We start from the raw sequence: 9,872 nt of genomic DNA, 5'->3' as shown, positions 1-9,872 counted from the left end.
TGCGGTTCGGCTGAGGAGCGCGGTGCGCGTCAGACGGCGAGCGCCTGAGCCCGGCGCTTCACCTCCGTGCCGCGATTCTCGCGCAGTGCCTGCGCAGGGGTCCCGGGCAGGGTGTCATCGGCGGTGAAGAGCCACTCCAGCATCTCGTCGTCGGCGAAGCCGTCGTCCCGGAGCAGCGTCAGCGTCCCGACGAGCCCCTTGACGACCTTGCCGTCCTTGATGAATTCGGCGGGCACCTGAAGCACACTGTTCTCGCCACGGCGCACCGCGATCAGCTGGCCCTCCTTGACCAGCTGCCGGACGCGGGTCACCTCGACGCCGAGCTCTTCGGCGATGTCGGGGAGGGTGAGCCAGGCGGGGACGAGTCCATCGATGTTTGCGTCAATCTCGGTCACAGGACAAGCGTGCCACCTCCCACTGACAGCCGGTAGCCAGGCATCGCCATCAGGGGCTTCCGGCACACCGGCGGGTGACCGGCCCGGCCCGCCCGGGGCCGGGCCGACGGGTCGTGGCCGGGCCCGCGAAGCTCCCCCGGCCACCGCCGGGAGGCGCTCCCGGGCACCGCACCGGACGCCGCAACCTGTCCGACCTGTCCGCCGTGTCCGATCCATCCAGCCCCGGCCCTTCGGACCGGCCCTACCGCTCCGCGGACTTGAGGGGCACGGAGGCGTCCGCCGCGCGCGCCCGGTCGAGCACCGCGCCCCGCTCGATGAGCTTGCGCCCCTGGGCCAGGTCCCGCGGGCGCCCGACCGCCAGCAGCGCCACCAGCCGCCCTCCCCGCAGCCAGATCACCGACCAGGCGGCGCCGGCCGGATCGCCGCGCCACACCAGCTCGTCGGCGTCCCCGTGGTGGCCCGCGTACTGCACGAACCGCCCGAACTGCTCGGACCAGAAGTACGGGACCGGGTCGTAGACCACGCCCTGCGCCTCGCCCCGGGCGATGTTCTCGGCGACCGTACGGGGCCCCTGGAGGGCGTTGTCCCAGTGGTGGACCAGCAGCCGGGTGCCGTAGCGGGCCGACGGGAAGGAGGCGCAGTCGCCGACCGCGTACACATCGGGGACGGAGGTGCGCAGTTGCTCGTCGGCGAGTACGGAGCCGTCCGCGGGCGAGAGGGCGACGCCGGAACCGGCCAGCCAGGCGGTGGTGGGGCGGGCACCGATCCCGATGACGACGGCGTCGGCGGGCAGCACCGTGCCGTCCTCAAGGGTCACCTCGCCGGGGGCGACGGACGCGACCCGCGCGCCGGTGCGCAGCTCGGCCCCGGCGTCCGCGTACCAGTCGGTCATGTACACGGCGATCTCGGCGGGCAGCGCGCCCGCCAGCGGGCGGTCGGCGGCCTCGACGACGGTGACCTCGCAGCCCGCCTCACGGGCCGCGGTGGCGAACTCGGCGCCGATCCAGCCCGCCCCGACGACCACGATCCGGTGCTGGGCGGCGAGCACCGGCCGCAGCCGCTCGGCGTCGTCCAGGGTGCGCAGCAGGTGGACGCCGGGCAGCCCCTCGCTGCCGGGCAGCGTGATCGGTTCGGCGCCGGTCGCGATCACCGCGTAGTCGTACGGGACCGGTCCCTCGGCGGTGTCGACCTCGTGGGCGTCCGGGCGCAGGGCGCGGACCGGGCGGCTGAGATGGAGGTCGATGCCGAGGGCGGCGAAGTCGACGTCGAAGGCGGAGCCGTCGGCCTTGCCGAGGAGCACCGCCTTGGACAGCGGAGGGCGGTCGTAGGGCCGGTGGGGCTCGTCGCCGAGGAGCGTGATCGCGCCGCGCCAGCCTTGTTCGCGCAGGGCTACGGCGGTCTGCACACCCGCGATTCCCGCGCCGGCGATCACCACGCGCGGCGTGCGGTCAGGGGCCTGGGAAGACTTGCTCTGCTCGCTCACCCGATCACTCTAGGACGGCGGATGACGCGGCTCGCAGCAGCGCGCAAGGAGATCTCTGACACAGCGTCACGGACGGTCACGCCCGGGCGCTCCCCCGGTGGCGCCGCCCGGCGCCGGCCGGGGACACCCCGGGGCGCTCCCTTACGGGGCGTCGCGGCCCCGTACTAGGGTGGCGGCTGCACGCACTCGCGGGAGCCCGGACGGACCGGGCTGAGAGGGAGGCTGGCCGGCCTCCGACCGTACGAACCTGATCCGGGTCATGCCGGCGAAGGGAGGGGCTGGACGCCCATGCATCCATCTGCCACACCACCGAAACCGCCCGGGACATCCGCCGGGCACCCCGATGTGCTGGTCATCGGGGGCGGCATCATCGGGCTGGTCACCGCCTGGCGGGCGGCCGGCCGCGGTCTGCGCGTCGCGGTGGCCGACCCCGCGCCCGGAGGCGGCACGGCCCGCGTCGCGGGCGGCATGCTCGCCGCGGTGACCGAGCTGCACTACGGCGAGGAGACCCTGCTGGGCCTCAACCTCGCCTCGGCACGCCGCTATCCGCGCTTCACGGAGGAGCTGGAGGAGGCCGCCGGGCAGCGGATCGGCTACCGGCGGTGCGGCACCCTGGTCGTCGCACTGGACGCCGACGACCGCGCCCACCTGCGCGAACTGCACGCCCTCCAGACCCGTTCGGGACTGGACTCGCAGTGGCTGACGGGGCGCGAGTGCCGTCGCCTGGAGCCGATGCTCGCCCCCGGGGTGCGCGGCGGCCTCCGGGTGGACGGCGACCACCAGGTCGATCCGCGGCGGTTGACGAGCGCCCTGCTGGCCGCCTGCGAACGCGCCGGGGTGGTCTTCCACCGCGACCGCGCGGCGCGGCTGACGACCGCCGGCGGACGGGCCTCGGGCGCCGAACTCGCCGACGGGACACGGCTGTCGGCCGGCCAGGTCGTACTGGCCGGGGGCAGCCACAGCGGCCGGCTCGCCGGGGTCCCCGAGTCCGTCGTGCCGCCCGTGCGGCCGGTCAAGGGGCAGGTGCTGCGGCTGCGGATGCCGGACGCGCTCCCAGGTGGCGCCGCGTTCCTGGCGCGCACCGTACGGGCCGTCGTACGGGGCAACCCCGTCTACCTGGTGCCGCGGGAGAGCGGGGAGCTGGTCCTCGGCGCCACCAGCGAGGAGCTCGGCTGGGACACCACCGTCACCGCGGGCGGGGTCTACGAGCTGCTGCGGGACGCCCATGAACTGGTGCCCGGAATCACCGAATTGCCGCTTGTCGAGAGCTGCGCCGGGTTGCGCCCCACCTCCCCCGACAACGCGCCGCTGCTCGGGCCGACCGAGCTGCCCGGCCTCCACCTGGCCACCGGCCACTTCCGCAACGGCGTGCTGCTGACGCCGGTCACCGGAGACGCGATGGCCGAGGTCCTGGCCACCGGGAACCTGCCGGAAGTGGCCCGCCCCTTCTCCCCCGCACGCTTCCGCCCCACCGCCCCGGGGTCCGAGCGCGCCCGCGCCCTTGAGGAGCAGCCCGTATGACTGCCACCGGTGCCCGTAACACCCCTGACACCCCCGAAACGCCCGAAACCCCCGACATCGCCGGCGCCCCCGGTGCCGCCACCGTCTCCGTGTCCGTCAACGGGGAGGCCCGCCGGATTCCCGGTGGGCTGACCCTCGACCGGCTGGTCGCGACGCTGACCCGGGCGCCCGGCGGAGTGGCCGCCGCGGTCAACGAGACCGTGGTGCCGCGCGACCGGTGGGCCGGCACCGCGCTCGGCGACGGCGACCGCGTCGAAGTCCTCACCGCCGTCCAGGGAGGCTGACCATGGCGGACGACACTCTCAGCATCGCCGGCACCGACTTCCGGTCGCGCCTGATCATGGGCACCGGCGGCGCGCCCAGCCTCGACGTCCTGGAGCGCGCGCTGCTCGCCTCCGGTACGGAGCTGACCACGGTCGCCATGCGGCGGCTGGACCCCACCGTGCAGGGCTCGGTGCTGTCGGTACTGGAGCAGCACCGCATCCGGGTGCTGCCGAACACCGCGGGCTGCTTCACCGCGGGAGAGGCGGTGCTCACCGCGCGGCTGGCCCGGGAGGCGCTGGGCACCGACTGGGTCAAGCTCGAAGTCGTCGCGGACGAGCGGACGTTGCTGCCCGATCCGATCGAGCTGCTGGACGCCGCCGAGATCCTCGTGGACGACGGTTTCACCGTGCTGCCCTATACGAACGACGACCCGGTGCTGGCCCGCAAACTGGAGGACGTCGGCTGCGCGGCGATCATGCCGCTCGGATCACCGATCGGCTCCGGGCTCGGCATCCGCAATCCGCACAACTTCCAGCTGATCACCGAACGGGCCGGCGTCCCGGTCATCCTGGACGCCGGCGCGGGCACCGCCTCGGACGCCGCGCTCGCCATGGAGCTGGGCTGCGCGGCGGTGATGCTGGCGTCCGCGGTGACCCGCGCGCAGGAGCCGGAGCTGATGGCGGCGGCGATGCGGCACGCGGTCGACGCCGGCCGGCTGGCGCACCGGGCGGGCCGGATCCCGCGCCGCCACTTCGCCCATGCCTCCTCGCCCACGGACGGCGTGGCGGAGCTGGATCCGGAGCGGCCGGCGTTCTAGGGCGCGGCTGCGGGAGCGGCGGCGCCGTTCAGGGAGCGGGGTGGGCCGCCCCCACCCGGTCCGCGAATTCCCGCGGGGCGGCCGTGATCACCTGGTCGAGCAGGTCCCGGGAGGCCATCAGCGCCTCGATGGACCCGGTGATCCGGTCGCGCTCCCGGTGGAGTTCGCCGACGAGGTCGGGGCAGGTCGGCACCAGCCGCCCGTCGCCCTCGTCGCGCAGGCAGGGCAGCACCTGCGCGATGGTCGCGGTGTTCAGCCCCGAGGTGAGCAGCGTGCGGATGCGGCGGACCTGCGCCACATCGGACTCCCGGTAGACGCGGTAGCCACTGGGCAGCCGGTCGGGGCGGAGCAGCCCCTGCTCCTCGTAGTAGCGCAGCAGCCGCTCCGGGGTAGCCGTCCGCCGGGCCAGCTCGCCGATCCGCAGCGTCGCCATCCACCGCTCCCCTTCGTCCGGTTCCGTCGCGTATGAACGCGTTCGAGCGCTTCTTCTCGTGGCACGTTGCCGCCGCGCTCCTTGAGGCAGACGGCGGCCCGCGGCTGATTATTCCGGTCGTCCCGGCCGGTCCGGCCGGGCCTGCCCCCGCCGCCGGCCGTGTCACCGTTCCGTTCCGGTGCGCCGGGGCGGTGGCCGTGGCGTTCGCGGTGTCGGCGCTTGCTCGTAGACTCGTCTGCCGTGGATACGACGCTTCAGGACCCTTCCCCGGCATTCGGCCGGGGAGACCCCGTGGTGGGCCAGCTGCTCGACGGCCGCTATCGCGTCCAGGCGCGCATCGCCGCCGGGGGGATGGCCACGGTCTACCGGGCCGTGGACACCCGGCTCGACCGTGTGCTGGCGCTGAAGGTGATGCACCCGAGCCTGGCCGTGGACGAGGCGTTCGTCGACCGCTTCATCCGGGAGGCCAAGTCCGTCGCCCGGCTGTCGCACCCGAACGTGGTGGGCGTCTTCGACCAGGGCACGGACGGGACGTATGTCTATCTGGCGATGGAGTACGTCGCCGGCTGCACCCTGCGCGACGTGCTGCGCGGGCGCGGCGCCCTCCAGCCGCGGGCCGCCCTGGACATCCTGGAGCCGATCCTCGCCGCTCTGGGGGCCGCGCACCGCGCCGGCCTGGTGCACCGCGACATGAAGCCGGAGAACGTGCTCATCGGCGACGACGGCCGGGTCAAGGTCGCCGACTTCGGCCTGGTCCGCGCGGTCGACACGCACACCACCGCCTCCACGGGCTCGGTCCTGGGGACGGTCTCGTATCTCGCCCCCGAGCAGATGGAGCACGGCACCGCGGACGCCCGGGTGGATGTCTACGCCTGCGGTGTGGTGCTCTACGAAATGCTCACCGGCAGCAAGCCCCATACGGGCGGCTCCGCGGCGCAGATCCTCTACAGCCATCTGCACGACGACATCACTCCGCCCTCCGAGCTGGTGCCCGGTCTGGCACCCGAGCTGGACGAGCTGGTCGCGCTGGCCACCGCCCGCGAGCCGCAGGACCGCCCGCAGGACGCGGTGGCGCTGCTGTCCCGGTCGCAGTCGGCCCGCGCCCGACTGACCGGCGAGCAGCTGGATCTCGTACCGCCGCAGGCCAAGGACGTGCCCGCGGGCGGCAGCGACTTCGAGGCCACGGACGTGATACCGCGCCCCGCGGGTGTGCAGCTGTCGCTGCCCGCCGAGGGGGAGGCGGAGCTGAACCGCACCAGCCGGCTGGAGATGCCGCCGCCGGACGCGGCGCCGCCCGCCGAGCGGACCACGCGGCTGCGCCCGGCGCCCGCGCCGGCCCCGCGCACGGACCGGCTCCAGCGGCGGCGGCTCCTCACGGTCATCGCGGCCGTGCTGCTGGCCCTCGGCGTGGGCACGGGCGTCTGGTACATCAACTCCGGCCAGTTCACGACCGTTCCGGCGGTGCTGGACATGCCGCAGGCCAAGGCCGAGCAGACGCTCCGCGACGAGGGCCTGCGGGTGAAGGTGGTGCGCGGCTTCAGCCCGAACGTGCAGCGCGGCCATGTGATGGCCACGGACCCGGCGACCGGGCAGCGGATCCGCGGTACGGGCACGGTCACCCTCACCGTCTCCCGGGGCCCCGACAGCGTCGCGGTCCCCGATCTGGCCGGCACCCCGGTCGCCGATGCCAAGCGCAAGCTGCGCGACCTCGGGCTGGTGCCGGGCACGGAGACCCGGGAGTTCAGCGACGAGGTCGCCAAGGGATCGGTGATCAGCACGGATCCGGCGGCGGGCAGCAAGCGGCGCCCCGACACGGCCGTGGGGATCACGATCAGCCGGGGCGCGCCGATGGACGTGCCCAAGGTGATCGGCAGCGCGCAGGCGGACGCCGAGGCGGCGCTCCAGCAGGCCGGCTTCCGCGTGAAGATCGCCGATCAGCCGGTCTTCTCGCCGCAGGACCAGGGCACCGTCGCCCAGCAGTCGCCCGGCGCGGGCGCCACCCTGGGGAAGGGCGACACGGTCACCCTCACCCTCTCAAAGGGGCCGGAGATGATCGCCGTCCCGGACGTCAGCGGCAAGAACACCGCGGACGCCACCCAGCAGCTGACCGCCCTCGGCTTCAAGGTCGAGGTGCACAAGCCGCTGCTGTTCCCGCAGGACAGCGTCGACTCGCAGTCGGTCGCCCCCGGGGACAAGGCACCCAAGGGCAGCACGATCACGATCAAGCTCAAGGGCGCGCTGTAGCGGCCGGCCGCCGGATCAGGTGCCCCGCGGACGCCCGCGGGGTACCTGGCACCCTGGGAGGGTGAGTACTCCCCTGTCCCCCGAGGGCGCCGCCCGGCGCGCCCGTGCCCGCAATCCGGTCGGCGGCCATGTGCCGGTGGCCGGCGGCCTGGCCAAGGTCGGCCTTCCGTACGCCCGCGAGATGGGCGGCGAGACCGTCCAGGTCTTCGTCGCCAACCCGCGCGGCTGGGCGACGCCGCCCGGCAGCCCCGAGCAGGACGAGGCGTTCCGCGCCGGCTGCGACCGGGAGGGGATTCCGGCGTACGTCCATGCGCCGTATCTGATCAACTTCGGCTCGCACACCGAGGCGACGGTCGACAAGTCCGTGGCGTCGCTGCGGCATTCGCTGCGCCGCGGCCGGGAGATCGGTGCGCTCGGCGTGGTCGTGCACACCGGGTCGGCGACCGGCGGCCGGCCGCGCGAGGTGGCGCTGGCGCAGGTACGGGAGCGGATGCGGCCCCTGCTGGACGAGCTGACGCACGACGACGACCCCTGGCTGCTGCTGGAGCCGACGGCCGGTCAGGGCGCCTCGCTGTGCGCACTGGCCGAGGACCTCGGCCCGTACTTCGACGCGCTGGACCGGCATCCGCGGCTCGGCGTCTGCCTGGACACCTGCCACGCCTTCGCGGCCGGGCACGACATGGCGGCCCCGGGCGGGATGAAGGCGCTGCTGGACGAGCTGGTGCAGGTCACCGGCGAGGGCCGGCTCAAGCTGATCCACGCCAACGACTCCAAGGACGTGGCCGGCGCCCACAAGGACCGGCACGCCAACATCGGCGCCGGCCACATCGGCGCGGAGCCGTTCGCCGAGCTGTTCACCCACCCCGCGACCAGCGGCGTCCCCCTGGTGATCGAGACCCCGGGCGGTCCGGAGGGCCATGCGGCGGACGTGGCCCGTCTCAAGGAGCTGCGCGGGCACTGATTCCGCGCCCGGCCCGCGCCGCCGCCGGCTGGGCGTGGGACGGCCGGGGCCCGGGGCTCAGAGCTCCGGGCCCTCGCCCGGCTCCTCCTGGTACGAGTAGCGCTGCTCGCGCCACGGGTCGCCCAGGTTGTGGTAGCCGCGCTCCTCCCAGAAGCCGCGGCGGTCCGCCGTCATGTACTCGATGCCGCGGACCCACTTGGGGCCCTTCCAGGCGTACAGGTGCGGCACGATCAGCCGGACCGGGAAGCCGTGTTCGGCGGTGAGCAGCTCCCCGGAGCGGTGGGTGGCGAAGATGCAGTCGTCCGCGGCGAAGTCCGCCAGCCGCAGATTCGAGCTGAAGCCGTACTCGGCCCACACCATCACATGGGTGACGTCGGGCGCGGGCGGCGCCAGCTCCAGGATCGTGCGGGTCAGCACCCCGCCCCACTCGGCGCCGAGCATGCTGAACTTCGTCACGCAGTGCATATCGGCGACGACGGTGGCATACGGCAGCGCCGTGAACTCCTCGTGGGTCCAGCAGTGCTTGGCACCGTCCGCGGTGGCACCGAAGGCCCGGAACTCCCAGCGTTCGGGGCGGAACTTCGGGACCGGCCCGTAATGCGTCACCGGCCACCCCCGCTGCAACCGCTGCCCCGGAGGTAGCACAGGCTCCTCTTCGCGGCGTTCCGGCTGACCCATGCCCCCATGGTGTCAGACCCGGAAGGGTGCCGATGACCAGGAGGGACAGATTCGGGCAACTCGTACTAAGCGTGAACTTACTGGACGCCCGACTCCGCGCGGTGCGAGGATGCGCGGCACCTTCCCAGTTCCCGCGCGAAAGGGGCCCGCAGCCATGCAGGGCGACCCCGAGGTCATCGAATTCCTCAACGAGCAGCTGACCGCCGAGCTGACCGCGATCAACCAGTACTTCCTGCACTCCAAGATGCAGGAGAACTTCGGCTGGCCCAAGCTCGCGAAGTACACCCGCTCCGAGTCCTTCGACGAGATGAAGCACGCGGAGATCCTGACCGACCGGATCCTCTTCCTCGAAGCGCTGCCCAACTACCAGCGGCTGTTCCACGTACGCGTCGGCCAGACCGTCACCGAGATGTTCCAGGCGGACCGGCAGATCGAGGTCGAGGCCATCGACCGGCTCAAGCGCGGGATCGAGATCATGCGCGCCAAGGGCGACATCACCTCGGCGAACATCTTCGAGGACATCCTCGCCGACGAGGAGCACCACATCGACTACCTCGACACCCAGCTGGAGCTGGTCGAGAAGCTCGGGGAAGCGCTCTACATCTCCCAGCTGATCGAGCAGCCGAGCTGAGGCCCCGGCGCCATGCGCACCCGCCGGCCGGCCCTGATGGCTACGCGACCGCCCGGAGGTCCCCGGGCACCGGTGCGCCCGCCGCCACGGCCGGCGGCCCACTCGCCACGAGCAGCGCGTCGGACGCCCGACTCGACGGCTCGGGCTCCGCGCGCAGCGCGTCGGGCACCGAACCCAACGGCTCCGGTTCCGCTCCCAGCGCATCCGGGGCGCCGCTGTCGATCAGCTCTCGCCGGGGGCACGCACCGCGGCCCAGCAGCGACTGGATGCGGCGCACGCAGCTGCCGCAGTCGGTGCCGGCCTTGGAGGCGGAGGCGACCTGGCGGGGCGTGCAGGCGCCCCGGTCCGCGTGTTCGCGGACCTGCTGCTCGGTGATGCCGAAGCATGAGCAGACGTACACGCGGTTTCACCTCCGTAAGGACGGCTCACCCGATCCGGCCGATCT

General features: G+C 73.6%; 11 protein-coding genes and 1 riboswitch. Of the genes, 6 read left to right on the top strand and 5 right to left on the bottom strand.

Annotated features, from left to right (window positions below; translation table 11 throughout):
- Positions 1 to 29: 29 nt before the first annotated feature.
- Both IEZ17_RS09040 and IEZ17_RS09035 read right to left on the bottom strand, forming a co-directional pair.
- Positions 30 to 395: an Rv2175c family DNA-binding protein gene (locus IEZ17_RS09040; RefSeq protein WP_189298240.1), complete on the bottom strand. Its 366-nt coding sequence runs from the start codon at positions 393 to 395 to the stop codon at positions 30 to 32.
- A gap of 241 nt (positions 396 to 636) precedes the next feature.
- Entirely contained in the window at positions 637 to 1,878 is a 1,242-nt protein-coding gene (locus tag IEZ17_RS09035; RefSeq protein WP_189298239.1) for an NAD(P)/FAD-dependent oxidoreductase, read from the bottom strand.
- Positions 1,879 to 2,056: 178 nt separating this feature from the next.
- Positions 2,057 to 2,169, top strand: a riboswitch (TPP riboswitch).
- On the opposite strand from IEZ17_RS09035, the gene thiO reads away from it, so the two are divergent.
- The 3 genes from thiO to IEZ17_RS09020 all read left to right on the top strand — a co-directional run bounded on the left by thiO (position 2,167) and on the right by IEZ17_RS09020 (position 4,480).
- Entirely contained in the window at positions 2,167 to 3,399 is a 1,233-nt protein-coding gene (gene thiO / locus IEZ17_RS09030) for a glycine oxidase ThiO (RefSeq protein ID WP_189298237.1), read from the top strand. (Overlaps the previous riboswitch by 3 nt.)
- Before the next feature lie 56 nt (positions 3,400 to 3,455).
- Positions 3,456 to 3,683, top strand: a complete 228-nt coding sequence (gene thiS, locus IEZ17_RS09025; RefSeq protein WP_229852095.1) for a sulfur carrier protein ThiS — start codon at positions 3,456 to 3,458, stop codon at positions 3,681 to 3,683.
- Positions 3,684 to 3,685: 2 nt separating this feature from the next.
- On the top strand, positions 3,686 to 4,480 hold the full coding sequence (locus tag IEZ17_RS09020) for a thiazole synthase (RefSeq protein WP_189298233.1): 795 nt from the start codon (positions 3,686 to 3,688) through the stop codon (positions 4,478 to 4,480).
- A gap of 28 nt (positions 4,481 to 4,508) precedes the next feature.
- On the opposite strand, the gene IEZ17_RS09015 is transcribed toward IEZ17_RS09020, so the two are convergent.
- Positions 4,509 to 4,904, bottom strand: coding sequence for a MerR family transcriptional regulator (locus tag IEZ17_RS09015; protein WP_189298400.1), 396 nt, complete (start codon positions 4,902 to 4,904; stop codon positions 4,509 to 4,511).
- Positions 4,905 to 5,153: 249 nt separating this feature from the next.
- On the opposite strand from IEZ17_RS09015, the gene pknB reads away from it, so the two are divergent.
- The gene (gene pknB / locus IEZ17_RS09010) at positions 5,154 to 7,157 is read left to right on the top strand and encodes a Stk1 family PASTA domain-containing Ser/Thr kinase (protein WP_308427611.1); all 2,004 of its coding nucleotides are present in this window, start codon (positions 5,154 to 5,156) and stop codon (positions 7,155 to 7,157) included.
- A 61-nt stretch (positions 7,158 to 7,218) separates the two neighbouring features.
- Positions 7,219 to 8,118 carry a deoxyribonuclease IV gene (locus IEZ17_RS09005; protein ID WP_189298231.1) on the top strand — a complete coding sequence of 300 codons (900 nt, stop codon included), beginning with the start codon at positions 7,219 to 7,221 and terminating at the stop codon, positions 8,116 to 8,118.
- A 57-nt stretch (positions 8,119 to 8,175) separates the two neighbouring features.
- Here IEZ17_RS09005 and IEZ17_RS09000 read toward each other — a convergent pair whose 3' ends face one another.
- Positions 8,176 to 8,796 carry a sulfite oxidase-like oxidoreductase gene (locus IEZ17_RS09000; protein ID WP_189298229.1) on the bottom strand — a complete coding sequence of 207 codons (621 nt, stop codon included), beginning with the start codon at positions 8,794 to 8,796 and terminating at the stop codon, positions 8,176 to 8,178.
- Between the two features lie 154 nt (positions 8,797 to 8,950).
- On the opposite strand from IEZ17_RS09000, the gene bfr reads away from it, so the two are divergent.
- Entirely contained in the window at positions 8,951 to 9,427 is a 477-nt protein-coding gene (bfr, locus tag IEZ17_RS08995; RefSeq protein WP_189298227.1) for a bacterioferritin, read from the top strand.
- Positions 9,428 to 9,467: 40 nt separating this feature from the next.
- Here the strand turns inward: bfr and IEZ17_RS42165 are convergent, their stop codons facing one another.
- Positions 9,468 to 9,827, bottom strand: a complete 360-nt coding sequence (locus IEZ17_RS42165) for a (2Fe-2S)-binding protein (protein ID WP_229852081.1) — start codon at positions 9,825 to 9,827, stop codon at positions 9,468 to 9,470.
- Positions 9,828 to 9,872 lie beyond the last annotated feature (45 nt).

Source organism: Streptomyces albospinus (genome assembly GCF_014648695.1).
GTDB classification, from domain to species: domain Bacteria; phylum Actinomycetota; class Actinomycetes; order Streptomycetales; family Streptomycetaceae; genus Streptomyces; species Streptomyces albospinus.
The sequence above is the reverse complement of the archived record's forward strand: the minus strand, read 5'-3'. Positions and strand labels throughout refer to the sequence as shown.